This window comes from Luteimonas endophytica, from assembly GCF_029887875.1.
Taxonomy (GTDB): Bacteria; Pseudomonadota; Gammaproteobacteria; order Xanthomonadales; family Xanthomonadaceae; genus Luteimonas; species Luteimonas endophytica.
This window is the reverse complement of the sequence record NZ_JARXRM010000008.1, coordinates 51,437-77,002: the sequence shown is the minus strand read 5'-3', so window position 1 is coordinate 77,002 and position 25,566 is coordinate 51,437. Positions and strand designations below refer to the sequence as shown.

22 protein-coding genes are annotated in these 25,566 nt (G+C 70.8%); 13 read left to right on the top strand and 9 right to left on the bottom strand.

Features of this window, described 5'->3' with window-relative positions:
• Nucleotides 1-117: 117 nt before the first annotated feature.
• Genes QFW77_RS00545 through QFW77_RS00535 form a run of 3 tightly spaced genes read left to right on the top strand, consistent with a single transcriptional unit; the run spans nt 118 to nt 7,822 of the window.
• Nucleotides 118-1,236, top strand: a complete 1,119-nt coding sequence (locus QFW77_RS00545) for an efflux RND transporter periplasmic adaptor subunit (protein WP_280572185.1) — start codon at nt 118-120, stop codon at nt 1,234-1,236.
• Nucleotides 1,233-4,721: an efflux RND transporter permease subunit gene (locus QFW77_RS00540; protein ID WP_280572184.1), complete on the top strand. Its 3,489-nt coding sequence runs from the start codon at nt 1,233-1,235 to the stop codon at nt 4,719-4,721. Before QFW77_RS00545 ends, QFW77_RS00540 begins: the two co-directional genes overlap by 4 nt.
• Nucleotides 4,718-7,822 (top strand): efflux RND transporter permease subunit, encoded by a 3,105-nt coding sequence (locus QFW77_RS00535; RefSeq protein ID WP_280572183.1) that lies wholly within the window; start codon nt 4,718-4,720, stop codon nt 7,820-7,822. The genes QFW77_RS00540 and QFW77_RS00535 overlap by 4 nt, the downstream gene beginning before the upstream one ends.
• Nucleotides 7,823-7,837: 15 nt before the next feature.
• Here QFW77_RS00535 and QFW77_RS00530 read toward each other — a convergent pair whose 3' ends face one another.
• The 7 genes from QFW77_RS00530 to ykgO form a co-directional block, all read right to left on the bottom strand.
• Entirely contained in the window at nt 7,838-9,064 is a 1,227-nt protein-coding gene (locus tag QFW77_RS00530; protein WP_280572182.1) for a TraB/GumN family protein, read from the bottom strand.
• A gap of 119 nt (nt 9,065-9,183) precedes the next feature.
• Nucleotides 9,184-10,188, bottom strand: a complete 1,005-nt coding sequence (locus tag QFW77_RS00525) for an alpha/beta fold hydrolase (RefSeq protein WP_280572181.1) — start codon at nt 10,186-10,188, stop codon at nt 9,184-9,186.
• A 75-nt stretch (nt 10,189-10,263) separates the two neighbouring features.
• Nucleotides 10,264-10,911, bottom strand: a complete 648-nt coding sequence (locus QFW77_RS00520; protein ID WP_280572180.1) for a TetR/AcrR family transcriptional regulator — start codon at nt 10,909-10,911, stop codon at nt 10,264-10,266.
• Between the two features lie 106 nt (nt 10,912-11,017).
• Nucleotides 11,018-11,902: a carbon-nitrogen hydrolase gene (locus QFW77_RS00515; RefSeq protein WP_280572179.1), complete on the bottom strand. Its 885-nt coding sequence runs from the start codon at nt 11,900-11,902 to the stop codon at nt 11,018-11,020.
• 88 nt (nt 11,903-11,990) lie between these two features.
• Entirely contained in the window at nt 11,991-13,028 is a 1,038-nt protein-coding gene (locus QFW77_RS00510; protein ID WP_280572178.1) for an agmatine deiminase family protein, read from the bottom strand.
• Nucleotides 13,029-13,086: 58 nt separating this feature from the next.
• Entirely contained in the window at nt 13,087-13,416 is a 330-nt protein-coding gene (locus QFW77_RS00505; RefSeq protein WP_280572177.1) for a hypothetical protein, read from the bottom strand.
• Between the two features lie 184 nt (nt 13,417-13,600).
• Nucleotides 13,601-13,726 (bottom strand): type B 50S ribosomal protein L36, encoded by a 126-nt coding sequence (gene ykgO / locus QFW77_RS00500; protein WP_010342887.1) that lies wholly within the window; start codon nt 13,724-13,726, stop codon nt 13,601-13,603.
• 153 nt (nt 13,727-13,879) lie between these two features.
• Between ykgO and cmk the strand changes: the two genes are divergently transcribed.
• From cmk to galU, 8 genes are all read left to right on the top strand, one after another.
• Nucleotides 13,880-14,557, top strand: coding sequence for a (d)CMP kinase (gene cmk / locus QFW77_RS00495; RefSeq protein ID WP_280572175.1), 678 nt, complete (start codon nt 13,880-13,882; stop codon nt 14,555-14,557).
• A gap of 189 nt (nt 14,558-14,746) precedes the next feature.
• On the top strand, nt 14,747-16,438 hold the full coding sequence (gene rpsA / locus QFW77_RS00490; RefSeq protein ID WP_280572174.1) for a 30S ribosomal protein S1: 1,692 nt from the start codon (nt 14,747-14,749) through the stop codon (nt 16,436-16,438).
• 68 nt (nt 16,439-16,506) lie between these two features.
• Nucleotides 16,507-16,809 (top strand): integration host factor subunit beta, encoded by a 303-nt coding sequence (locus QFW77_RS00485; RefSeq protein ID WP_180679774.1) that lies wholly within the window; start codon nt 16,507-16,509, stop codon nt 16,807-16,809.
• Nucleotides 16,810-16,849: 40 nt separating this feature from the next.
• Nucleotides 16,850-17,131, top strand: coding sequence for a lipopolysaccharide assembly protein LapA domain-containing protein (locus QFW77_RS00480; protein ID WP_280572173.1), 282 nt, complete (start codon nt 16,850-16,852; stop codon nt 17,129-17,131).
• Nucleotides 17,132-17,134: 3 nt separating this feature from the next.
• Nucleotides 17,135-18,316: a lipopolysaccharide assembly protein LapB gene (gene lapB, locus QFW77_RS00475; protein WP_280572172.1), complete on the top strand. Its 1,182-nt coding sequence runs from the start codon at nt 17,135-17,137 to the stop codon at nt 18,314-18,316.
• Nucleotides 18,317-18,388: 72 nt separating this feature from the next.
• Complete coding sequence (locus QFW77_RS00470) at nt 18,389-19,405, top strand: MraY family glycosyltransferase (RefSeq protein WP_425603243.1); 1,017 nt, start codon at nt 18,389-18,391, stop codon at nt 19,403-19,405.
• A complete protein-coding gene (locus tag QFW77_RS00465; RefSeq protein ID WP_280572170.1) occupies nt 19,402-21,309 on the top strand; it encodes a polysaccharide biosynthesis protein in 1,908 nt (635 codons plus the stop codon). Before QFW77_RS00470 ends, QFW77_RS00465 begins: the two co-directional genes overlap by 4 nt.
• A gap of 9 nt (nt 21,310-21,318) precedes the next feature.
• On the top strand, nt 21,319-22,218 hold the full coding sequence (galU, locus tag QFW77_RS00460) for a UTP--glucose-1-phosphate uridylyltransferase GalU (protein WP_280572169.1): 900 nt from the start codon (nt 21,319-21,321) through the stop codon (nt 22,216-22,218).
• Nucleotides 22,219-22,290: 72 nt separating this feature from the next.
• On the opposite strand, the gene QFW77_RS00455 is transcribed toward galU, so the two are convergent.
• Nucleotides 22,291-22,698, bottom strand: a complete 408-nt coding sequence (locus tag QFW77_RS00455; protein ID WP_280572168.1) for a hypothetical protein — start codon at nt 22,696-22,698, stop codon at nt 22,291-22,293.
• Nucleotides 22,695-23,258 (bottom strand): RNA polymerase sigma factor, encoded by a 564-nt coding sequence (locus tag QFW77_RS00450; RefSeq protein ID WP_280572167.1) that lies wholly within the window; start codon nt 23,256-23,258, stop codon nt 22,695-22,697. Before QFW77_RS00450 ends, QFW77_RS00455 begins: the two co-directional genes overlap by 4 nt.
• Nucleotides 23,259-23,407: 149 nt before the next feature.
• On the opposite strand from QFW77_RS00450, the gene QFW77_RS00445 reads away from it, so the two are divergent.
• Together QFW77_RS00445 and QFW77_RS00440 are read left to right on the top strand one after the other, a co-directional pair.
• Nucleotides 23,408-23,743, top strand: coding sequence for a DUF6249 domain-containing protein (locus QFW77_RS00445; RefSeq protein WP_280572166.1), 336 nt, complete (start codon nt 23,408-23,410; stop codon nt 23,741-23,743).
• A gap of 115 nt (nt 23,744-23,858) precedes the next feature.
• Nucleotides 23,859-25,556: a serine hydrolase gene (locus tag QFW77_RS00440; protein WP_280572165.1), complete on the top strand. Its 1,698-nt coding sequence runs from the start codon at nt 23,859-23,861 to the stop codon at nt 25,554-25,556.
• Nucleotides 25,557-25,566: the final 10 nt, after the last annotated feature.

Sequence of the window (25,566 nt, the reverse complement as noted above, 5' to 3'; positions counted from 1 at the left end):
CCTGCCGCTCCGCCGCTCCGGCAGCGGGACCGACGGCAGTCACCATGACCTTCGGCGCATGGGCCGCGCAGGCTTGGGTGATATACATGACTACAACACCAAACGGGGCTTTCCGAAATGCTTTCCAATCCAGGGATTTCCGGCCGTCGGCGATGGCCGGCCTTGCTGCTGCTGGCCGGCGTGGTGGCGCTGGCGGGGTGCGATCGCGAGGGCGGGGAAGCCGCGGCCGGGCCGGAAGAGGAGACCCAGGCGGTCCCGGTGGAAACCGTGGCGGCCGCGCGCCGTACCGTGGCCGCGAGCTATACCGGAACCGCCTCGCTCGAGCCGCTGGCCGAATCGCAGGTGGTGGCCAAGACCTCCGGCGTCGCGCTGGAGGTACTGGTGGAGGAAGGGCAGACGGTTCGCGCCGGCCAGACCCTGGTGCGGCTGGATCCGGACCGGGCGCGCCTCAATCTGGCTCAGATAGAAGCGCAGATGCGCAAGCTCGAGAACAACTTCCGCCGCTCGGAACAGCTCGCCTCGCAGCAGCTGGTCAGCGCCGGGGAACACGATCAGCTCCGCTACGACCTCGAGAACGCGCGTGCCGCCTATCGCCTGGCCGCGCTCGAACTGTCCTATACCAACGTCACCGCGCCGATTTCCGGCGTGATCGCCTCGCGCTCGATCAAGACCGGCAACTTCGTCCAGATCAACACGCCGATCCTGCGCATCGTCGACAACTCGCGCCTGGAGGCGACGCTCAACGTGCCCGAGCGCGAGCTGGCCACGCTGAAGGCCGGGCAGCCGGTCTCGATGCGGGTGGACGCGCTGCCGGGTACCACCTTCGAGGGGCGGGTCGACCGCGTCGCGCCGGTGGTCGACGCCGGTAGCGGGACCTTCCGCGTGATCTGCGCCTTCGAGGGCGGGGAGTCGCTGCAGCCGGGCATGTTCGGCCGGATCAGCATCGACTACGACCAGCGCAAGGACGCGCTCGCGGTGCCCCGGGTGGCGCTGCTCGACGACGAAGGCGATGCCGCCGTCTACGTGATCCGGGAAGACAAGGCGGTGCGCACCACGGTCACGACCGGTTACGAGGACGGCGCCTTCGTCGAGATCCGGGAGGGCCTGGAGCCCGGCGACCAGGTGGTCACCGCCGGCAAGGTCGCGTTGCGCGACGGCACCGAGGTGCAGGTGATCGGGGGCGCCCCGGCCGCGACCGCGACGGCGGCCGCCAGGGCCGACGGCGACAGCCGATGAGCGCCCCGCACGACGACAGCGCCGGCCCCCAGGACGGCGGCGCCGCTGCGCGCGGCGGAGTGATCGAGTTCTCGACCCGCCGCCGCGTCACCGTGGCGATGGTGACGATCAGCTTCCTGCTGTTCGGCCTGATCGCGCTCGGCGACCTGCGGGTCAACCTGCTGCCGGACCTGAGCTACCCCACGCTCACGGTGCGCACCGAATATACCGGGGCCGCGCCGGCCGAGATCGAGACCCTGATCAGCGAGCCGGTCGAGGAAGCTCTGGGCGTGGTCAAGGGGCTGCGCAAGCTGAAGTCGATTTCCCGCACAGGGCAGTCCGACGTGGTGCTGGAGTTCGCCTGGGGCACCGACATGGACCAGGCCAGCCTTGACGTGCGCGACAAGCTGGAATCGCTGCAGCTGCCATTCGAGGTGCAACCCCCGGTGCTGCTGCGCTTCAACCCCTCCACCGAGCCGATCCTGCGGGTGGCGCTGAGCGCGAAGGGCGAGGCCGGCGACGGCGTCCGCCAGCTCACCGAGCTGCGCCGCTATGCCGACGACGACCTGAAGAAGAAGCTCGAACCGGTCGAGGGGGTGGCGGCGGTCAAGGTCGGCGGCGGCCTGGAGGACGAGATCCAGGTCGAGCTGGACATGCAGCAGTTGGCGCGCATCGGCCTGCCGATCGAAAACGTGATCCAGCGCCTGCAGCAGGAGAACGTGAATCTCTCCGGCGGCCGCCTGGAGCAGGGCACCCAGCGCTACCTGGTGCGCACTGTGAACCAGTTCGCCAGCGTCGAGGAGATCCGCGGCATGCTGGTGGCCACCCAGGGCGGTGGCAGCAGCGGCGGCGGTACCGACGAGGTGGCGCGCATCGCCGCGGCGTCGGGAGACGCTTCCGTGCTCGCCGCGGCGATGGCGGCGCAGAACGCGGCCGCCGCCGACAGCCGCGCCGTCGCCGATGGCCGCCCGGTGCGGCTGCGCGACGTGGCCGAGGTGCGCCAGGGCTACAAGGAGCGCGAGGCGATCATCCGCCTGGCCGGACGCGAGGCGGTGGAGCTGGCGATCTACAAGGAAGGCGACGCCAATACGGTCTCCACCGCCGACGCGGTCCACCAGAGGCTCGATCGGATCCGCGAGCAGGTTCCGCCCGACATGGAGCTGACGGTCGTCGACGACCAGTCCAAGTTCATCCGCGCGGCGATCGCCGACGTCAAGTTCGACGCGCTGTTGGGCGGCTCGCTGGCGATCCTGATCATCTTCCTGTTCCTGCGCAGCGGCTGGAGCACGTTCGTGGTCGGCCTGTCGCTGCCGGTCTCGATCGTCACCACGTTCTTCTTCATGGACCGGCTCGGGCTGAGCCTCAACGTGATGTCGCTCAGCGGCCTGGCACTGGCCACCGGCCTGGTGGTCGACGACTCGATCGTGGTGCTGGAGAGCATCGCCAAGGCGCGCGAGCGCGGCCTGGGCATTCTCGCCGCCGCGATCGAGGGGGCGCGCGAGGTGAGCATGGCGGTGGTCGCCTCCACCCTGACCATCATCGCGGTGTTCCTGCCGCTGGTGTTCGTCGACGGCATCGCCGGGCAGCTGTTCCGCGACCAGGCGATGACCGTGGCGCTGGCGGTGGGCATCTCGCTGGTGGTGTCGATGACCCTGATCCCGATGCTCAGCGCGCTCAAGGATCGCGCGCCGATGGCATTCCCGGACGAACCGCCGCACCCCGACTGGCGGCCGCGGCGGACCTGGCAGAAGCCGGTGGCGGCGACCGGCCGCGGCATCGGCGCCGGCATCCGTGGGGCGTTCTTCGCCCTCGCCTGGCTGCTGGTGCGGCTGTGGCGCGGGCTGGTGGCGGTGGTCTCGCCGGTGATGGGCAAGGCCAGCGATCTCGCGATGGCGCCCTACGGGCGCGCGGAGCGCCATTACCTGCGGGCGCTGCCGGGCGCGCTGCGGCGGCCCGGGCTGGTGCTCGGGGTCTCGGCGGCCGCCTTCGCGGCGAGCCTGCTGGTGCTGCCGCTGCTCGGCACCGACCTGATCCCGCAGCTGGCCCAGGACCGCTTCGAGATGACGGTCAAGCTGCCGCCCGGCACGCCGCTGCGCGAGACCGACCGGGTGGTGCGCGAGGTGCAGGCCACGCATGCCGGCGAGGACGGCATCGAGGCTCTGTTCGGGGTCAGCGGCAGCGGGACCCGGCTGGACGCCAACCCCACCGAGAGCGGCGAGAACATCGGCAAGCTCACGGTGGTCATGGCCGGCGGCGGCAGCCGCGAACTGGAGGCGGTGCTGACCGAAAGGCTGCGCGCCACGATGGCGCGCTATCCGGAGGCGCAGGTGGACTTCAGCCGCCCGGCGCTGTTCAGCTTCTCGACCCCGCTGGAGATCGAGCTGCGCGGCCAGGATCTGGATGCGCTGGCCACCGCCGGCCAGCGCATGGCGGCGATGCTGCGCGCCAATCCGCACTACGCCGACGTGAAGTCGACGGTGGAGCAGGGCGCGCCGGAGATCCAGATCGTGTTCGATCAGGCGCGTGCCGGTGCCCTCGGCCTGACCACGCGCGCCATCGCCGACGCGGTGGTGCGCTCGGTGCGCGGCGAGGTGGCGACCCGCTACAACTTCCGCGATCGCAAGATCGACGTGCTGGTACGCGCCCGCGAGGGCGAGCGCGATTCGGTGGAGAGCATCCGCAACCTGATCGTCAACCCGGGCGCGGCGCGGCCGGTGCGGCTGTCGTCGGTGGCGGACGTGATCGCCACCACCGGCCCGAGCGAGATCCACCGGGCCGACCAGGTGCGGGTGGCGGTGGTCTCTGCCAACCTGCGCGGCATCGACCTGGGCGCCGCCGTGGCCGAGGTGCGGCAGATGGTGGCCGAGGACCCGCTCGGCGCCGGCATCGGCCTGCACATCGGCGGCCAGGGCGAGGAGCTGGCCGAGTCGATCGGCTCGCTGCTGTTCGCCTTCGCACTGGCGATCTTCCTGGTCTACCTGGTGATGGCCTCGCAGTTCGAATCGCTGCTGCATCCGTTCGTGATCCTGTTCACCGTGCCGCTGGCGCTGGTGGGCGCGGTGCTGGCGCTGCTGGTGACCGGCAACACGATCTCGGTGGTGGTGTTCATCGGCCTGATCCTGATGGTCGGCCTGGTGGTGAAGAACGCGATCATCCTGATCGACAAGGTCAACCAGCTGCGCGAGTCCGGCGTGGCCAAGCGCGACGCGCTGGTCGAGGGCGCGCGTTCGCGCCTGCGCCCGATCGTGATGACCACGCTGTGCACCCTGTTCGGGTTCCTGCCGCTGGCGCTGGCGTTCGGCGAGGGCGCGGAGGTGCGCTCGCCGATGGCGATCACGGTGATCGGCGGACTGCTGGTTTCCACCCTGCTGACCCTGCTGGTGATCCCGGTGGTGTACGACCTGCTCGACCGCCGCGGCGACGCGCACTACCTCGAACGAGGCCGCCGCAACCGCGCGCGGCTGGCCGCGGCCGGCGCCGACGACCCCGGAGCGGGCTACGCATGAGCATCGCCGAGCTCAGCCTGAAGCGACCGGTCACCACGGTGATGCTGTTCGTGTCGCTGTGCGTGGTGGGCCTGATCGCGTCGTTCCGGCTGCCGCTGGAAGCGCTGCCCGACGTGTCGGCGCCGTTCCTGTTCGTGCAGCTGCCATACGAGGGGTCCTCGCCGGAGGAGGTGGAGCGCAACGTCCTGCGTCCGGTCGAGGAGGCGCTGGCGACGATGAGCGGCATCAAGCGCATGCGCGCCAACGCCAACGCCGACGGCGCGTTCGTGTTCATCGAGTTCTCGGACTGGGACCGCGACATCTCGGTCACCGCGTCGGATGCGCGCGAGCGCATCGACGCGATCCGCGACGAACTGCCCGACGACTTCCGCCGCTACTTCGTCCGCAAGTTCTCGACCAGCGACGAGCCCGTGCTGCGGGTGCGGCTGGCCGGCGACACCGACCTGACCGGCGCCTACGACCTGATCGACCGCCAGCTCAAGCGGCGGGTCGAGCGGGTCCCCGGCGTGGCCAGGGTCGAGATCAGCGGCGCGCCGCCGAACGAGGTCGAGATCGCGATCGATCCGGACCGGCTGAGCGCGCACGGCCTGGAGCTCAACGCCCTGGCCGAGCGCCTGCAGGCAACCAACTTCTCGGTCTCGGCCGGGCTGATCGAGGACGGCGGCCGGCGCCTGCGGGTGCAGCCGGTGGGCGAGATCGAGGACCTGGAGCAGCTGCGCGAGCTTTCGCTGAACGAGCGCGGGCTGCGGCTGGGCGACGTCGCCGACGTGCGCCTGCGCCCGGCGCGGATGGACTACGGCCGGCGCCTCGACGGGCGCTCGGCGGTGGGGTTGGACATCTTCAAGGAGCGCGACGCCAACCTGGTCGAGGTGTCGAAGGCGGCGCTGCGCGAGATCGATGCCGCCCGCGAGGGGCCCGGGCTCGGCGGCATCGAGATCAAGATCATCCAGAACCTCGGCGACGAGGTCACCGGCTCGCTGCTGGAACTGGCCGAGGCCGGCGCCATCGGCCTGCTGCTGTCGATCGCGGTGCTGTTCTTCTTCCTGCGCCACTGGCCGTCGACGCTGATGGTGACGCTGGCGATCCCGATCTGCTTCATCATGACCCTGGGGTTCATGCATTTCTTCGGCGTGACCCTCAACGTGCTGACCCTGATGGGGTTGCTGCTGGCGGTCGGCATGCTGGTGGACAACGCGGTGGTGGTGGTCGAGAGCATCTACCAGGAGCGCGAGCGCTACCCGGACCGGCCCTGGTACGCGTCGATCGTCGGCACCAGGCACGTCGCGATCGCGCTCTCGGCCGGCACCGTATGCCACTGCATCGTGTTCCTGCCCAACCTGCTGGGCGAGACCAACAACGTCAGCATCTTCATGGCGCAGATCGCGATCACCATCTCGGTGTCGCTGCTGGCGTCGTGGCTGGTGGCGGTGAGCCTGATCCCGATGCTGTCGTCGCGGATGAAGACTCCGCCGGCGGTCAGCAGGCCGGACGGCCTGATCCCGCGCATGCAGGCGCGCTATGCACGCCTGCTGCGCTGGACCCTGGAGAACCGCGGCTGGAGCGTGGTCGGTATCTTGCTGATCGTGGCGGTGAGCGTGGTACCGATGACGCGCACCAAGTTCGACATGTTCGGCGGCGGCAGCAGCGGAGAACTGCAGGTCTACTACCAGTGGAAGGGCAGCTACACCAAGGCGCAGATGTCCGAGGAGGTGGCGCGGGTCGAGGACTTCCTCGATGCCCGCCGCGACGAGTACCGCATCACCCAGATCTATTCCTGGTACTCGGAGCAGGGTGGCGCCGGAACCATGCTGACCTTCGCCGACGGGGTGAAGGACACCGGACCGCTGGGGGAGGCGATCAGCGAGGCGCTGCCGAAGTCCGCCCGTGCCGTGATCGGGATCGAGGACGGCAACCAGGGAGGCGGGGGCGGCGGCATGGGCCAGAACGTCCAGGTGCAGCTGGTCGGCGACAGCGCCCAGCAGCTGCGTGAACTCGGCGACGACATCGTCCCGATCCTCGAGCGCCGTCCCGAGCTGCGCGACGTGCGCCTGGACATCGGCGACCGCAACGACGAACTGACCGTGCGCGTCGACCGCGAGCGCGCGGCGGCGTTCGGATTCAACGCCGAACAGGTCGCCAGCTTCGTCGGCCTGGCGCTGCGCGGCAGCCAGCTGCGCGAGTTCCGGCGCGGCGAGAGCGAGGTGCCGGTCTGGGCCCGTTTCGAGGGCGCGGAGAGCTACGGGGCCGAGGACATCGCCACCTTCATGATCCGCACTCCCGACGGCCGCAGCGTGCCGCTGCTGGCGATGGTAGACATCGCCGTGATCGGCGCGGCCAACCAGATCAGCCGCACCGACCGCCAGACCACGCTCACCGTCGAGGCCAACCTGGAAGGCGAGACCACCATGCCCGATGCGCGCACGGCGTTGGAGGCGACGCTCGACACCATCGCGTTCCCGCCGGGCTACGGCTACAGCTTCTCGGGCAGCGGTTTCGAGGACGACCAGCAGGCGATGCAGCAGATGCTGTTCAACCTGGTGCTGGCGCTGGTGATGATCTACGTGGTGATGGCGGCCGTGTTCGAGTCGCTGCTGTTCCCCGCGGCGATCATGAGCTGCGTGCTGTTCTCGATCTTCGGGGTGTTCTGGCTGTTCTGGCTCAGCGGCACCTCGTTCACCATCATGGCCTTCATCGGCATCCTGGTGCTGATGGGGGTGGTGGTGAACAACGGCATCGTCATGGTCGAGCACATCAACAACCTGCGCCGCCGCGGCATGAGCCGGACCGATGCGCTGGTGGAGGGCAGCCGCGAACGGCTGCGCCCGATCCTGATGACCATGGGCACGGCGATCCTGGCGATGATCCCGATCTCGCTGAGCGACACCGTGGTGCTCGGCGGCCTGGCGTACTCGCCGATGGCGCGCGCCGTGGCCGGCGGGCTGGCGTTCTCGACCGTGGTCAGCCTGCTGTTCCTGCCGACCATCTACGCCATTCTCGACGACCTGAGCAACGGCACCTCGCGGCTGCTGCGGCGCGCGCGCGGCGCGCCGGGGCAGGGCGCCGCGCGCGCGCCTGAAAGCGATGGGCTGCCGGCCCGGTGACGGCCCGCCGGCGGCTCAGCCGACCAGCTCGCCGAGCATCCGCAGGCCGCCGGTCCAGACCCCGATCGCGGTGCCGAGGCTGGTGAGGAAGAAGTTCAGCAGTACCCGCGAGACCCGGTTGCGCCACCAGCCGCGATAGCTCTGTACGTCGTCGCGCAGCGCCATGAAGTCGGCGTAGGTGGGCTTGCGCAACGAAGCCTCGACCAGCGCGCTCACCGTGCCGGACGCGAGCGCCGGGTGCAGCGGCGTGAGCGGCGAGGCGACGAACGCGGCGAGGATGCTCAGCGGATGCCCGCCTGCGATCGCGCAGCCGAGCGCGCCGAGGCCCCCGGTGACCAGTACCCACTGCAGCATCAGCTCGGTCCCGACCTCGAAACCGCCGCGCCAGAAGCCCCACGCGAACCCGCCGAGCACGAACACCGCGAGGAACAGGGTGAACCACGGGATCGACGACTTCGGCTTCACCGATTCGAGCGCGGCGCGCACGTCGGCGGGCGGATCGTGGTCCTCGCGCAGATGCCGCGCCAGCCCCTGCAGGTGCCCGGCACCGACCACGGCCAGGACCTCGTAAGGGTTCGCGCCGCGGTCCACCGGCGCCGGCGCGCTCTCGCGCAGGCGAGCGCCCATGTAGCGGTCGCGCTCGGCGATCACGGTGTCGTACAACGCCGGCGTGTCGGCCGCGAACTCGCCGAACGCGGCCTCGAGCATGTCGCCCTCCTTGAGCTTCTCGATCTCCTGCTCGCCGAGCTCCTCGTCGACGAACATCCCGGCCAACAGCCCGCCGCCGAGCTTCGCCCGTCCCCACCAGCCCAGGCGCTGCGAGGCGCGCTTGAAGGTGAGGCCGACATCGCGATCGATCAGGTGCAGCGGCAGCGCGCGTGCCTGCGCGTCCTGTGCCGCCGCCTTCAACTCGGCGCCCGGCTCGATGCCCAGCTGCTCGGCCAGCCGCCGCTGGTAGGCCGCCAGCGCCAGATGTGCGGCGAACAGCGCCGCCTTGCCTTCGCGCAGCACCTTGACCAGGTCCATCCTCGCCAGCGCGTCGGGCTGGGTGAGCGCCTGCATCCGCGCCGGGTCGAGTTCGATCGCGACCGCATGGAAGCGCTCGCTGGCGATCGCGGCACGCACCGCTTCGACGCTGGCGCGGGAGACGTGGGCGGTGCCGAGCAGGGTATAGCGCACGCCATCGCGTTCGACGATCGCGTGCGGCTGGCCGTGCAGGCCGTCGTTCCGGGGTTCGGTCATGGGTCGGGGGCCGGGAGCGGAGGGCCCGCCCTGGCGGGCGGGACGGCCGCATGCGCGGCGTCAACGGCGCCGCAGCATAGAGGCTGGCGAGGGCGTCGGCAAACCGGCGGCCCGGAGGATCAGCACACACGCTCGAGCGCTGCGAACCAGCGGTCGAGTTCGTCGCGGCCGTCCGCCGGCGTGGCCGGTGCGGCAGCGGCGGCGGGAGCGGCGACGGTTCCCACGACCGTCGCGATCACCGCCGGATCCCCGAGCAGGCGGCGATGGCCGAGTCCGGTGGTAGGGTGCAGCCGCGCCCGCGGCCACTGCGCGGCCAGGCGCTCGCTGTCGCCGATCGGGACCTCGGCGTCCTCGCGATCGTGCACCACCAGCAGCGGCGGGAGCGAGGGCGCGGGCGGCAGCCGCGCGATCTCGAAGTCGCTCCAGGGGCGCCCGAACTCGCGTTCGACCCGGTCGCGGAACCGGTCCATCACCGTCGCGCTGATCCCGAGCGTGGCGGCGAACGGAGCCATGTAGCGGTGCGGATGCACGAACGGAGCGATGAACGCGATCCGTGGCGGCGGCCTCCACCCGTCGCGGATCGCCAGCGCGGCCGCGGTACAGCCGCTGGAGTGCGCCACCAGCCCCGCGAACGGGCCGGCAGCGGCCTCGGCCTCGCGCAGCGCCGCGGCGAACTCGATGAAACTCACCCGCCCGCCGCCGAGCCGGCTGGGTTCGGACTCGCCATGGGCGGGAGCGTCGAACGCCACCACCCGCATGCCCCGCGCCAGCAGCGGCGGAACGAAGGCGCGCAACTGGGCGGCGCGCCCGCCCCAGCCGTGCATCAGCAGGACCGCTGGCGCGTGCTGCGCGCCCCAGGTCCATGCCGCCACCCGACGCCCGTGAACGCGCAGCGGCAACCGCTCGCCGCCGGCAAGGAACGCCGCGGCCTCGGACCGCAGCGGCAGCCGCGGCGGGGTGAACCAGATCCGCATGACCAGGCGCTCCGCCGCGCGCGGCGACACCAGGCAGAGCGCGCGGATCGCGCCGCGCAGCGTGGCGGTGCGCCAGTCGTCCGGAATCCACGGGATGTTCGTGGGCGCACGGGTGTCCGCGACGACGGCCGGGGGCGAAACGCTGTTCATCTCGATGCTCCTGATAGCTCGAACGATCGTGCTTTTTTTGGGGAAAGGGATAGCGTCGGCAGGGGGCCGGCCGTTTCAGGAATCGCGACGATCCGGCGCGGCGGCTTCGCCCGAGTCGGCGACCCCGTAGGCGCGCAGCAGGCGCCGCAGCGCCTCCTGGCCCCGCGCCAGGGCGGGTGCGTAGCCGAACAGCCCGGAGTCGAAATGCACGATCAGGGCGATCGAGTACAGCTCGAACGACATCTGTTCGGGGTCGGTCCGCGGCTCGAGTTCGCCGCTGTCGATCGCCAGCTGCACCGCATGCGCGATCTCGGCGCGCCACTGGCGTTGCTGCGCCACCACGTGGTCGCGCAGCGGCCCGGGACGGTCGTCGTACTCGCCCACGGCGCCCAGCAGCACGCAGCCGCCCACGGTCGTCCTGCCCCATTCGAGCCAGTTGCGCATGATCGCGCGCAGCCGCGGCAGGCCGCGCCGGGTCTTGAGCGCCGGCATCAGCACCGCGTCGACGAAGCGCCTGCCCGCCAGCTCCAGCACCGCCAGCTGCAGATCCTCGCGGGAGCCGAAATGGGCGAAGACCCCGCTCTTCGACATCCCGACCTGATCGGCGAGGCTGCCGATGGTGAGGCCCTCGAGGCCATTGGCCGAGGCGAGTTCGAAGGCGCGCGCGAGGATGACCTCGCGCGTGGCGGCGCCCTTGGTGGGAGTGGCGGCAGTGGCGACCATGCCGGGGATAAAAGCACGACCGTTCGTTCCGGTCAATGGCCGTCCGTCGCCGGTTCGTCACTGCCGCCGGCGACTCCGGCCGGCCCGGCCCGCCCGGCGACCCCGCTCAGTCGATGTAGCGGCGCTGCAGGTCCGCGTAGGCGTCGATCCGGCGATCGCGCAGGAACGGCCAGATCCGGCGCACGTGCTCGCTGCGCGCCAGGTCGACCTCGGCCAGCAACACGTCCGAAGCGCCGCCGGCCTCGGCGAGGAATTCCCCCTGCGGGCCGAGCACGTGGCTGTTGCCCCAGAAATCGATGCCGGCCGCCCCCAGCGGCGACGGCTCGTGGCCGACGCGGTTGCAGGACAGCACTGGCAGGCCGTTGGCAACGGCATGGCCGCGGTGGCTGAGGATCCAGGCGTCGCGCTGGCGCTGCTTCTCGGCGTCGTCGTCGCCGGGGTCCCAGCCGATCGCGGTGGGGTAGAGCAGCAGTTCGGCGCCGGCCAGCGCCATCAGCCGGGCACCCTCCGGGTACCACTGGTCCCAGCACACCAGCACGCCGAGCCGGCCGACCGAGGTGTCGATCGGGTTGAAGCCGAGGTCGCCCGGGGTGAAATAGAACTTCTCGTAGAACCCCGGATCGTCCGGGATGTGCATCTTGCGGTAGCGCCCGGCGATCGAGCCGTCGGACTCGAACACCACCGCGGTGTTGTGGTACAGGCCCGCGGCGCGGCGCTCGAACAGCGAGCCGACCAGCACCACCCCGTGCTCGCGCGCCAGCGCCGAGAGCCGTTCGGTGCTGGGCCCGGGGATCGGCTCGGCCAGGTCGAACTCGTCGACGCTTTCGTGCTGGCAGAAATAGGCGCCGTTGTGCAGTTCCTGCAGCAGCACCAGGCGCGCGCCGCCGGCGGCGGCGGAGGCCACGCGCTCGCCGATCACCGCGAGGTTGGCTTCGGCGGAACCATGGTTGCGTTCCTGGACCAGGGCGACGGGAAGGCGCTTGTGCTTCATGCGGAAACGGCTCTGGGACTGGGACGCAAGTGTACGGCCGGCGACGTGTGGGCTGCGGGAACGTCGCCCGGGACCGGTCCGCGGCGGCTCAGAGCGCGACGCTCCCGGCGGGGAGCTGCATGGTCAGGCAATGCAGGCTGCCGTTCTGCCAGATCAGTGCCCGGCACGGCACCGGCACGATCTCGCGGTCCGGGAAGGCGCGCTGCAGCAGCGCCTGGGCCGCGCCATCGGCCGGGTCGCCATAGGCCGGCATCAGCACCGCGCCGTTGACGATGAGGAAATTGGCGTAGGAGGCGGCCAGCCGGCGCCCGCCATCGTGGATCGGCCGCGGCCACGGCAGCGCGAACAGGCGGTAGGGCCGGCCCTGCCGGTCGCGCAGCGCCGCCAGTTCCTCCGCCATCGCCGCCAGTTCCGCGTGATGGGCGTCGTCCGGATCGTCGCAGGCCTGGTGGACGATGGCGTCGGCGGCGGCGAAGCGGGCCAGGGTGTCGATATGGGCGTCGGTGTCGTCGCCTTCCAGATAGCCGTGCTCCAGCCACAGCACCCGTTCCTGTGCCAGCCACCCGCGCAGCCGCGTTTCCAGCTGTTCGCGGCCCACGTCCGGGTGGCGCTCGTGCAGGCAACGCCAGGTGGTCAGCAGGCTGCCCTGGCCGTCGGTTTCGATGGCGCCGCCTTCCAGCGCGAAGTCGATGGCCTGCAGCCCGTTTCCCGAGAACTCCGGAAGCTGGTGCAGGCGCCCGGCGAGACGGTCGTCGCGATCGGCCGCGAACTTGCCGCCCCAGCCGGTGAAGCGGAAGTCCAGCATCCGGAAGCCGGCACCGTCGCGCAGAGTGACCGGGCCGGTATCGCGCAGCCAGGTGTCGTCGTAGTCGAGCGGCAGAAACCGGACCCGGGCCATGTCGATCCGCGCAGAGGCCAGCCGTGCGCGGGCATAGGCCTCGACGTCGGCGTCGGCCACGCAGACCAGGGCGGGCTGGAAGCGGGCGATCGCTCCGACCAGGGCGATATAGGTCTCCTCGACCTCGGCGAGGCGCTCGGCCCAGTCGGTGCCGGCATGCGGCCAGGCCAGCAGGATCGCGGCCTGGGGCTCCCATTCCGCGGGGAAGCGCGCTGCGGTTGCGGTCATCGGCCGGTCGGCGGTACCGCGGGAACGGAGGGAACGGCGGCGAGCGCTGGCATGCGGATCAGCGGATCGCCGGCTTCGGACCGACCTCGTTGCTGGCCGCGCGGTTCAGCACCGCGTCGACCACGCGATCGCGCTCGAAGTACACGGTGAAGGCCGGATAGACCCAGCGGTTGATGGTCGGCCACTGGCGCTTCTGGCCGCCGCGCGGGTCCAGCTTCTGGGTGGGGGCGCCGAACCGGGCCTCGACGTCGGCCATGCGCATGCCGCGCGCGGGCAGCGCGCCTTCGGGCTGCGCCTGGGCACGGTCGACCAGCAGGACATCGGCCGATGCTGCGCCGGCGACCGCCAGCAGGGCCAGCAGGGGCAGGGCAAGGACAGGACGGTTCATGGCGCGGCTCCTCGTGTGGACGGCCGATTGTAAGCAGAATCCGCGCGGCCGCAGCCGGCGGGGCGGGGCGGGAAGGGGTGCGGCGTCGCAAAACGGGATTCCGGAACGAGAAACGGGGCCGCATCGCTGCGGCCCCGTCCGGTCTGCGGCAGCCGGTGAAACCGGCCGCGGCATCGCCCGCGACTCAGCGCTGGCGAGCCTTGAAACGGGGGTTGGACTTGCAGATCACGAAGACCTTGCCGCGACGACGAACGACCTTGCAATCGCGGTGACGGGCCTTCGCCGACTTCAGAGAGGACAGGACCTTCATGATGGAACCTCGGGACGGTTATGGCGGAATCAAACCGGCGATGATACAGGGGCGCTCGCCCTGCCGGCAAGCGCGGTCCTGCCGGGCCCCGCCCCGCGCGCGCGACGGCCGCCCAGCCCGGATAATGGCCCGATCTTCCCAGGGCGAGCCGCCATGCCAGAGACCTCCGAGATTCCCGTGCTGACCATCGATGGCCCGTCGGGCTCCGGCAAGGGCACCATCAGCCGGGCCGTCGCTGCGCGCCTGGGTTGGCACTATCTCGACTCCGGTGCGCTGTACCGCGCGGTCGGGGTGGCGGCGGGCTGGGCCGACCTGGACCTGGCCGATCCCGCCGCCCTGGTCCGCTGCGCGTTCGATACCGACATCGGCTTCCGCGCCGATCCGGCCGGGGAGCCGCGGGTGATCATCAACGGTGTGGACGCCACCGACGAGCTGCGTACCGAGACCGCCGGCGCCGCCGCCTCCGCGATCGCCGCCATCCCGGAGGTGCGCTCGGCGCTGCGCGACCGGCAGCGGGCGTTCCGTCGGGCGCCGGGGCTGGTCGCGGACGGGCGCGACATGGGGACGGTGATCTTTCCCGATGCCGGCCACAAGGTGTTCCTGACCGCGAGCGCGGACGAGCGCGCCGAAAGGCGCTATAAGCAGTTGAAGGACAAGGGGGTTTCGGTTACATTGGACGGTCTGCTGCGCGAGATTCTCGCCCGCGACGCCCGTGACGCCCATCGCGCGGTGGCGCCGCTGCGGCCGGCCGACGACGCCGTCCGCATCGACACCACCGGCCTGGGGATCGAAGCGGTCGTCGAGCGAGTGCTCGCACTGGTCCAGCCGTAACCGCCGCAGGCGGCCAGGGCCGGCCCTCCGGCAGAACCGCCCCGCCGGTCCGCCGGCGGATCCCGTTTCACCTTCAACACTCACGGCCATACGCATTCCGCAAGGCCGACCAACGGGTGGACCGCCGCGCGCAGCCGAAGTTCCGATTCGCGCCGCCGCGGTCTGTGTCATCAACCGAGTAATCAGACAATGACCGAATCATTCGCAGAACTGTTCGAACAGAGCCAGGGCAACCTGGCCAAGCTGAAGCCGGGCGCCATCGTCAGCGGCGTCGTGGTGCAGGTGCGCACCGACGTGGTGGTGATCAACGCCGGCCTCAAGTCCGAGGGTATCGTCCCGATCGAGCAGTTCCGTAACGACGACGGCGAGATCGACATCGCCGTGGGCGACACCGTCAAGGTGGCGCTGGATGCGCTGGAGAACGGCTTCGGCGAGACCGTGCTGTCGCGCGAGAAGGCCAAGCGCGCGATGGTGTGGGACGAACTCGAGGAGGCGCTCGAGAAGAACGAAACCGTCACCGGCCGCATCAGCGGCAAGGTCAAGGGCGGCTTCACCGTCGACATCAAGGACGTCCGCGCGTTCCTGCCGGGCTCGCTGGTCGACGTGCGCCCGGTCCGCGACCCGGTGTACCTCGAGGGCAAGGAACTCGAGTTCAAGCTCATCAAGCTGGATCGCAAGCGCAACAACGTGGTGGTCTCGCGCCGCGCGGTGGTCGAGAGCGAGCATTCCGAAGAGCGCGAGCAGCTGCTCGAGAAGCTGGTCGAGGGCGCGGTGCTCAAGGGCGTGGTCAAGAACCTCACCGACTACGGCGCGTTCGTGGACCTGGGCGGCATCGACGGGCTGCTGCACATCACCGACATGGCCTGGAAGCGCGTGCGCCATCCGTCCGAAGTGGTGAACGTGGGCGACGAGCTGGAAGTGCGGGTGCTCAAGTACGACCGCGAGCGCAATCGCGTCAGCCTCGGCCTGAAGCAGCTGGGCGAGGATCCGTGGGACAACATCGCCCGCCGCTACCCGTCCAACACCCGGGTGTTCGGCAAGGTCTCCAACGTCACCGACTACGGCGCGTTCGTCGAGATCGAGCCCGGCGTCGAAGGCCTGGTGCACGTGTCGGAGATGGACTGGACCAACAAGAACGTCAACCCGCAGAAGGTCGTGCAGGTCGGCGACGAGGTCGAGGTCATGGTGCTCGACGTGGACGAGGAGCGCCGCCGCATCTCGCTGGGCATGAAGCAGGTCACCTCGAACCCCTGGGAGACCTTCGCCGCGATCCACAAGAAGGGCGACAAGGTCGAGGGCCAGATCAAGTCGATCACCGACTTCGGCGTGTTCATCGGCCTGGACGGCGGCATCGACGGCCTGATCCACCTCTCCGACATGAGCTGGAACACCAGCGGCGACGACGTCGCCCGCAACCTCAAGAAGGGCGACACCCTGCAGGCGGTGGTGCTGGCGGTCGATCCGGAGCGCGAGCGCATCAGCCTCGGCGTCAAGCAGATGGAGCAGGACCCGTTCGGCCAGTTCATGGCGTCCAACCCGAAGGGCTCGAAGGTCAGCGGCACCGTCCGCGAGGTCGACGCCAAGGGCGCCATGGTCGACATCGCCGAGGGCGTGGAAGGCTACGTGGCCGCCCGCGACATCAGCGACCAGCGCGTCGACGACGCCACCCAGCACCTGAAGGTCGGCGACACCATCGAGGCCAAGTTCGTGGGCATGGACCGCAAGGGCCGTACCCTGCAGCTGTCGATCAAGGCCAAGGACGAGGCCGAGAGCGCCCAGACCCTGGCCGAGTACAACAAGGTCGCGGCGGAGGCCTCCAGCGGTACCACCAAGCTCGGCGCGCTGCTGCGAGAGCAGCTGGAAGGCAACAAGTCCGAGTGAGTGCGCGCGTCGGCGGCCCGGTACGGACCGGGCCGTCGGCCGCCTTCCTGATGCGGAAATCGGTGGCCATGACCAAGTCGGAACTGATCGAGATCCTCGCCGAGCGGCAGGCCCACCTCAAGGCCGACGACGTCGATCTGGCGGTGAAGTCGCTGCTGGAGATGATGGGCGGTTCGCTGGCCCACGGCGAGCGCATCGAGATCCGCGGTTTCGGCAGTTTTTCACTGCACTACCGCCCGCCGCGGACCGGCCGCAATCCGAAGACCGGCGACGCGGTGGCGCTGCCGGGCAAGCACGTTCCCCATTTCAAGCCCGGCAAGGAGTTGCGCGAGCGGGTCAGCGACGTGGTCCCGCTGCCGGCGGACGACTGAACGCCGTTCCGGCCGCCGTCCGGGTTAAGCTGCGTCGATCATGCGACCCCTCCGTTTCCTCGTGGCCCTGCTCTGCATCGCCGCCGGCGTGCTGATCGGGGCGCTGAACCCGCAGGCGATCGCCCTGGATCTCGGATTCGTGGTCCTGCACGCCACGCTCGGCGTCGCCCTGCTGGTCGCGCTGCTCTGCGGGGTGCTGGTGGGCGGGATGATTCTGACGGTCTCGGTGGTGCTGCCGCTGCGCCAGCGGCTACGGCGCGCGCAGGCGCCGCCGCCCCGGACCGTTGCGCCGCCCGGCGCGGATCCCGGGCATGGAGTCTGAGCGATGGCCTTCGTCACCGAGTGGTTCTGGTTCTTCCTGCTGTTGCCGATCGCCGCGCTCAGCGGCTGGGTGATCGGCCGCCGCGGCGGCGAGCGGCACAGCGACACCCAGGTCAGCCGGCTGTCGACCACCTACTTCCGCGGCCTCAACTATCTGCTCAACGAACAGCCGGACAAGGCGATCGAGCTGTTCCTGCACATCGCCGAACTCGACAAGGAAACCTTCGAGACCCAGGTCGCGCTCGGGCACCTGTTCCGCCGGCGCGGCGAGGTCGACCGGGCGATCCGCCTGCACCAGGGGCTGGTCCAGCGCCCGGACCTGAGCGACCAGCAGAAGGTGCAGGCGCTGCTCGCGCTGGGCGAGGACTACATGCGCTCGGGGCTGCTGGACCGGGCGGAGACCGTGTTCACCGAGCTGGCGGCGCTCGACCAGCGCGCGCCGCAGGCCCTGCGCCACCTGATCAGCATCTACCAGGCCGAGCGCGACTGGCCCAAGGCGATCGAGAACGCGACCCGCTTCGAGGAAGCCACGGGCGAGCCGATGGGCAAGCTGGTCGGGCATTTCGAGTGCGAGCTCGCCGAGCGCCTGCTCTCGACCGGCGATATCGACGGCGCGCGCGCCGCGGTGGCGCGCGCCTACGCCGCGGACTCGAAATCGGTCCGCGCCGGCATCCTCGAGGGCCGGATCGAGCGCGAGGCGGGCAACGACGCCGCCGCGATCCGTGCGTTCGAGCGCGCCGCCCGCCACGACACCGACTTCCTGCCCGAGATCCTGCCGGCGCTGCTCGCGGCCCATGCCCGCATCGGCGACGGTCCCGGCGCCCGGGCCTTCCTCGCCGAGATGACCGAGCACTACCGCGGGATCGCGCCGGTGCTCGCGCTGGCCCGGCTGATCGAGACCGAGCAGGGGGTCGGCGAGGCCCGCGCCTACCTGGCGGAGCAACTCAAGGACCGGCCGTCGGTGCGGGGCGAGGCCGCGCTGATCGAGCTGACCCTGGCGGAAGCCAACGCGGATCCGACGCGAACCCTCCACGACCTCAAGCACATCACCGACCAGCTGCTCGTGCGCAATCCCAGCTACCGGTGCGGCCGCTGCGGGTTCGGCGCGCGCAGCCACCACTGGCAGTGCCCGAGCTGCAAGGAATGGGGCTCGATCAAGCCGCTGCTCAACTATGCGGTGGTGTAGGGCGCGGCGCCGCTGTTCCGGCCGCCAGCGGGTGGCTGCCGGATGACGGTGGCGCCGATCGCGGCGTCGCCGATGCCGCTGCTGGCCTGGAGCTGCGCGCAGGTGGCGCTGGCAGCGGCCGGGACCTGCCTGGCGCGCCGCTACGCGCTGCGTCGCCGCCTGCTCGACCATCCGGGCGAGCGTCGCAGCCATCGCGTGGCCACCCCGCGCGGGGGCGGGGTGGCCATCGTCGCCTGCCTGCTGGTGACGGCGCTGGCGCTGTCCTGGTGGTATCCCGGCGAGCGCATGCTGCTGCTGGCGGGCGGTGCCGGGTTGCTGCTGGTGGCCGCGGTAGGCTGGATCGACGACCACCGCGCGCTGTCGGCCGGGCTGCGCCTGGCAATGCACGCGGTGGCCGGGCTGCTGCTGGGCGCCGCCGTGCTGCACGCCGGCCACGGCCCGCTGCTCGCGGCGAGCGGCGTCCTGGCCACGCTGGTGCTGGTCAACGTCTGGAACTTCATGGACGGCATCGACGGCCTGGCCGCCAGCCAGGGGGCGATCGCCGCGATCGGCTACGGGGTGCTGGCGTCCGCCGGTCCCGAGGGCGGCGCCGCGGTTGTGTTGGCATTCAGTCTGGGCGCCGCCTGCCTGGGATTCCTGCCATTCAATTTTCCGCGTGCGGCGATCTTCCTGGGCGATGTCGGCAGCGGCGCCCTGGGGTTGGCGCTGGCATGGCTGCTGGTGCTGCTCGCGCCGCGGCTGGAGCAGGGTCCTGCGCACTGGGCGCTGCTGCTGTTGCCGCTGTCGGCGTTCCTCGTTGATGCCGCACTCACGCTGGGTACGCGCATGCTTCGCCGTGAAGCCTGGTGGAGACCGCATGTGCAGCACGCCTATCAGTGCTGGGCCCGCCGCATCGGCCGGCACCCGCCCGTCACCCTGGCGTACGCGGCCTGGAGCGGGGCGGCGGTGCTGACGATGCTGGCCACCCGCGGTCTCGATGCGCGATATATCATTGCAGCCGCGGCGGCGTGGTGCCTGGCGGGGGGCTGGGCATGGGCGATCCTGCGGGCCGGCGCCTCACCTCCAGGCAAGGAACAAGCACACGAATGAAGCGCTGGAAGGACCGCGCCGCCATCACGATGCCCCGTGCGGCCATCGTCGGGCACGATCTGTTCATGGTCTGGCTGTGCTGGATCGGCCTGCACCAGTTCAGGCTCTCGATGCAGCCGTTCGCGGCCCCGCTGCCGTGGTGGTCGGTCGAGATCGCCCTGATCCTGGCCGCCCAGGGGCTGGTGCTGTGGCGGGTCGGCCTGTATCGCGGGGTATGGCGCTTCGCGAGCATGCCCGACCTGGTGAACATCCTGAAGGCCAGCCTGTTCGGGCTGTTCGCGATCGTGCTCGCGTTGTTCCTGTACAACCGCCTGGACCAGGTGCCGCGCACCGTGCTGGTGCTGTACCCGGTGGTGCTGACGGCGCTGCTGGGGATGCCGCGGCTGCTCTATCGCAGCTGGAAGGACTACAGCCTCAGCCGCACCGACCAGACCGCGGTGCGGGTGCTGATCCTCGGCGCGGGCCAGGCAGGCGAGGCGCTGCTGCGGGACCTGCGCAGGGCCGGCGCCTACCAGGTGGTCGGCTTCCTGGACGACGCCGCCAAGCTGCACGGCAGCCATCTGCAGGGCGTGCCGGTGTTGGGCCGGGTGAAGGACGTGGCGCGGATCGCGCCGGAAACCGCCGCCAGGCTGCTGATCATCGCCATGCCCTCGCTGGACGCGGCGGCGATGCGCCACGTGGTCGCCGCGTGCGAGGAGACCGGGCTGCCGTTCCGCACCGTGCCCAGACTCGACGATCTGCTCGAGGGGCGTTCGCTGCCCGGCGAGCTGAAGGAAGTCGCGATCGAGGACCTGCTCGGGCGCCAGCCGGTGACGCCGGACTGGAAATCGATCCGGGGCTGGCTCGGGGGTCGCAGCGTCCTGGTCACCGGCGGCGGCGGCTCGATCGGCTCTGAGCTCTGCCGCCAGTGCGCGCGTCACGGCGCGCGCCAGATCGCCGTGGTCGAGATGGACGAGCTGGCGTTGAGCACCATCGAGGCGCAGTTGCGCCGCGACTTCCCGCAGATCCAGTGCGTGCCCGTGCTCGGCGATTGCGGAGATCCCGCGGTGATCCGTCACGCGCTGGCGCTGTCCTCGCCCGAGGCGGTCTTCCATGCCGCCGCCTACAAGCAGGTGCCGGTGCTGGAAACGCAGATGCGCGAGGCGGTGCGCAACAACGTGCTCGCCACCGAGACCGTGGCCGCCCAGACCCAGGCCGCGGGCGTGGCGACGTTCGTGCTGATCTCGACCGACAAGGCGGTGGATCCGGTCAACGTGCTCGGCGCCACCAAGCGCCTGGCGGAGATGGTCTGCCAGGCGAAGTCGGATCCGCAGTCGACGCGTTTCGTCACCGTGCGGTTCGGCAACGTGCTCGACTCGGCAGGCAGCGTGGTGCCGCTGTTCCGCGAGCAGATCCGAAGCGGTGGCCCGGTCACGGTGACCGATCCGGAGGTCACGCGCTACTTCATGACCATTCCCGAGTCCTGCCAGCTGATCCTGCAGGCCGCGGCGATCGGTTCCCGACACGCGATCTACACGCTGGACATGGGAGAACCGGTCTCGATCCGGCTGCTGGCCGAGCAGATGATCCGCCTGGCCGGCAAACACCCCGAACGCGATGTCGCCATCGTCTACACCGGGTTGCGGCCCGGCGAGAAGCTGCACGAGACCCTGTTTCATGCCGAGGAGCGCTACCGCCCGACCGCCCACCCCAAGATCCTCCAGGCCGAGGCCCGGGAGATCGTTGCGGAGCAGGTATTCGGTGCCACGGCCGCGCTCCGCGAGGCGATCGGCATCTACGATCTGGACACCATGGCCAGGGTATTGCGCGAGACCGTGCCGGAGTTCCTCCCGCAGATGGACAGCGGCGAACAGTACGCGGCGACCGTGGTGTCCTTCCCGGCCAGACATGCACGAAGGACCTGACGGAGACCCATGAAGCGACGTATCAGGAAGGCTGTTTTCCCCGTGGCGGGGCTCGGCACCCGCTTTCTTCCCGCCACCAAGACCGTCCCCAAGGAGATGCTGCCGATCGTCGACCGGCCGCTGATCCAGTACGCGGTCGACGAGGCGATCGAAGCCGGCTGCGACACCCTGATCTTCGTCACCAACCGCTACAAGCACGCGGTCGCGGACTATTTCGACAAGGCCTACGAGCTCGAGGACAAGCTGGCCAGGGCCGGCAAGCTGGAACAGCTCGAGATGGTGCGCAACCCGTTGCCGCGCAACGTGCGCGCGGTGTTCGTCACCCAGGCCGAGGCGCTCGGCCTCGGGCACGCGGTGCTCTGCGCCAGGCCGGTGGTCGGCGACGAGCCGTTCGCGGTGATGCTGCCGGACGACCTCATCTGGAACCGCGGCGACGGTGCGCTCAAGCAGATGGCCGATGCGGCCGAGGCTTCCGGTTCCAGCATGATCGCGGTGCAGGACGTGCCCCGAGACCAGACCGGCAGCTACGGCATCGTCGCCACCGACGACTTCACCGGGCGGGAAGGCCGCATCCGCGGGATGGTCGAAAAGCCCAGTCCCGACGATGCGCCCAGCACCCTGGCGGTGGTGGGCCGTTACGTGCTGGATCCGCGGATCTTCGATCTGCTCGAATCCACCGACGCCGGGGCCGGCGGCGAGATCCAGCTGACCGACGCGATCGCGCGGCTGCTGCAGGACCACCCCGTCAGCGCGTACCGGTTCCGCGGCACGCGTTTCGATTGCGGAACCCATATCGGCCTGATCGAGGCGACCATTCGCTACGCGCTCGACCACGAAAAGCTGAGCGAGGCCGCCGCGACGATGATGCAGAGCGCCCTCGACGAACTCGGCGTGCGCGAGATCGACTGAGCCGAGTTCCGCGAACTGCGGACTCGCCCGCCGGGAACGCACGGGCGCGGTGCCGCGTCCCGCCCGGCAGGCTCAACGACGGCCCGCGGCGCGGTCCAGCGTCCCTCCTGCCAGCGCGGCGGCGAGCGCTGCCAGGAGCAGCGGCCACGGCAGCGCTCCGGCGGCGTCGGCGAATGCCGAAACGGCGGGCGCCAGTGCCGGCGCGAGGGCGGCCACACCCGCGGCGGCCACCGCCACCGTGGCCCGCAGCGCCCAGATCTCCAGCCCTGCACGCTCCTCGTGGTCGGCGACGAGCCGGGCCATGTCGGCGGCGAAGGACTCCGGCGGCTCCGGCAGCGGGACCTCGCGGAGGCCCCGGTACAGCCTCCGGTAGGCCTCGATCTCCATGCCCTCCAGGTCCAGGCCCGCTTGGTCCGTCGCGGGCTCCCGTTCGGCCGCGGCCTGCAGCCGGGCATGCCGTTCCGCGGTGATATGGTTCATTCGCGTTCTCCCGCCGATTCCGGCAGCTCATGGCGCAACCGGACCCTGGCCCGGAACAGGTGGCTCTTGATCGTTCCCGCGGGCATCCCGGTGATCAGTGCGATCTCGGCGATGCCCAGTTCGTCGAGATGGTAGAGGGTCACGACGGTCCGCTGCAGCGGCGGCAGCCGGGCGACGGCGCGAGCCAGATGCGCCGCCATGTCCTCGCGCTCGTGCCGTTCCTGGAGGTCGCAGCCGTCGGCGATGCCCTCCAGGCCCCCACGCGCATCGTCCTCGCCCGGCTCCTGCAGCGGGATCCGCCGCTTCCGCAGGTGGCGGGAGGCCACGCCGAACGCGATGCGGCCGATCCAGGTGGACAGCGCGCTCTCGAAGCGGAACTGGTGCAGTCGCTGGTGAACCCGCAGATAGACCTCCTGGCAGAGCTCGCGGGTTTCCTCGGGATGCTGCACCATCCGGAAGACGAGATGCCAGACGAGCCGCTCGTGGCGCCTGACCAGCGCCTCGAACGCCCTGGGCCGTCCGGCCAGCACGGCGGCAACGACCTGCCTGTCCTCATCCATGCCCGGGACAGACGCCACCGGGGGCGCGGCGGTTGCAGCCGTCGCCGCCGCGCCCGCCGCGCCCTCGCGATGCCGCCTGCAACCGCAGGCCCCGCGGTGGACTCAATCCCTGCAACGGCAGCACTGCGCCATCTTCCCGGAGCCTTTGCATGTTCGACATCCTGGCCATCCTGATCCCGTTCTTCCTGGCCGCCTGCATCGTCGTGGTGGTCCGCATCGTAGTGGAGGCGCGGCTGCGCCGCCGCCTGGCGGAGACCCACGCCACCGAGGACCTGGTGCATTCGCTGGCCGCGGCCGACCACGAGTTCCGGCGCCAATCCTCGCTGCGCTGGGGTCTGGTGCTGGTGGCGATGGGCCTGGGTTTCGGCGCCATCGACCTGTTCGGCCTGGACGCGAAGGACCCGGCCGCCTTCGGGCTGCTGTTCGCCGCGGCGGGTGTCGGGTCGCTCGCCTATCACTTCGCCAGACGCCGGCCACCGGCCTGATCGCCGCTCCGCATCCGCGGAGCCTCCCGGATTTACCGCAGCACGGCGGATCCGTCCCGCCGCGGGCGCGCCTGCCCGCAGTCCGCACCACCTTTCCGACAGAGGAGAACGAGACATGAAGTACGGCATCGCACCCGCCCTGGCCGCGGCACTGGCCGTGGCCGGCCTGCATGGCTCCGCGAACGCGGCGCAACCGCCGGCCGCGGCCGCGCTCGACGAGACCGTGCCCGAGCTCATCCACCGTGCCCGGGTGCCCGCCGTGGCGGTCGCGCGGATCGAAGACGGCGGCGTGGCCTGGACCCGCGTCTATGGCGAACGCAGCCCCGGCAGCGCCGCGACGGAGGACACGGTGTTCAACGTGGCCTCCCTGACCAAGCCCGTGTTCGCGATGCTGGCGGTACGACTGGCCGCCGAAGGCCGGCTCGACCTCGATGCGGACCTGTCGTCGTTCTGGGTCGATCCCGACATCGCCGCGGACCCGCGCCGGCACGCGCTGACGCCGCGCATCGCGCTCAGCCACCAGACCGGCTTCCAGAACTGGCGGGGCGGTGGCAAGCTGGAGTTCGCCTTCGCGCCCGGCGCGCGACACGAGTACTCGGGCGAAGGCTACGAATACCTCCGGCGCGCGCTCGAGCACGCCACCGGGCAGCCGATGGCCGCGTTGATGGAAACGAGCGTACTGGCCCCAGCGGGCATGCAAGCCAGTTCGTTCGGCTGGGACGGCCGCTGGGAAGGCCGACTGGCAACCGGCCACGACGAATCCGCCGAGCCGCTGGACACCGCCCAGGCGCGCAGCCGCCGCGCCAATGCCGCCGCGAACATGTTCAGCACCGTCGGCGACTATGGCCGCTTCGTCGCCTGGGTGGTCGAGGGCGCGGGCCTTCCGCGCGACCTGTTCGCGGACATGCAGCGGCCCCAGGCGGCCCACGACGACCCCGTGGAGCGCTTCGGCCTCGGCTGGAAGCTGCTGCGGGCCGACGGGGCGGAAACGCTCTGGCACGATGGCCGCGAACCCGGCGTGCGCAGTTTCGTACTCGCCCGTCCTGCCGCGCGGGACGGCCTGGTGATCCTCAGCAACGGCTCCAACGGCGAATTGCCGATGCGCGCGATCATCGAGGCCGCCGTACCGGACGGCGCCGGATGGCTGCGGGCCCGCGACGCGGAGATGTGGCGCTATCTGCGATCGGTCTCCGGTCCGCGCCTGGAGCAGCTGCTGCAGATGGTGTCGCGTTCGCCATCGTTCATGGCCGCCCTGCTGCACGCCGCCGATACCGCGCTGGTGCAAGGGTCGCCGCTCGACCCGCAGGACAGGCGCGCGGCGGCGGCGGCGATCGAGCCGTTCGCGCTCGGAATGCTCGACGGCACCGTGACCGCGGCGGACGCCGCACGGCTCTGCGCCTTGCTGCTCGATCCAGCCGGGGAGGGGGATCGCGCGCTGCGCACCGCCTTCGACGAGGGCCAGGCGCGGGCATGGCTGGCGGCGCTGCGCGGTGGCGGCACGGCCGCGGCGGCCGCGGATGGCGGGTTGCGCACCACGGTGGAGGTGCCGGAACGGATCCTGCGCGAGTACGCGGGGAACTACCTGGTGCCGTCCAACTCGCTGCTGATCTCGATCGCCGTGTCGGACGGGCGGCTGGTCGCCACCGCCGAAGGCACGCCGGCCACCGAGTTCCATCCGGCCTCGCCGACCCGCTTCTTCATGCGCGAGAGCGCGACCGACTTCGAGTTCGTCCGCGGCGAGAACGGCCAGGTCAGCGGCATCCGGATCATCTGGGACGGGAACCGTTCCGAGTTCGCCGCGCGGGTGCGGTGAGCGCCGCGCC